Below are 322 nucleotides of genomic sequence, written 5' to 3'. Positions count from 1 at the left end.
TCGTCATCAGCCGTTGTCCGGTATCATCCTGAGCAATCTCCTGTGACAGGGCAGTTTCAATCTCGGTGATTTGTTCAACCAAATAGTGATAATGCGCCTGTAACCGCAGTAATACCTGTACCAGATAAGGGGGAAGTTCATGTTCAACCAACACAGTGGAGAGTCGTTTTATCACAGCAATCCCTTTGGGCATACTGATGCCAAACTCAAGCAGGAAAGCCTGCATCTGGTTGGTCGTTTTGACTTTATCCCGGACCAGTGATTCCCGGACACGATGCAACGCTCGCATGGCTTGTTGGGCTTCCGTTCTGGGCTGAACAAA

Annotated in this window: 1 pseudogene; it reads right to left on the bottom strand. The window is 49.1% G+C overall.

Going from position 1 to position 322, the window contains the following annotated elements:
• Positions 1-322, bottom strand: a pseudogene (locus AAC147_RS05715) (IS110 family transposase); the annotation flags it as partial.

This window comes from Xenorhabdus sp. NBAII XenSa04, assembly GCF_963866145.1.
Lineage (GTDB): Bacteria > Pseudomonadota > Gammaproteobacteria > Enterobacterales > Enterobacteriaceae > Xenorhabdus > Xenorhabdus indica.
Note: the sequence above shows the minus strand (reverse complement) of the source record. Positions and strands in the feature narration are given on the sequence as shown.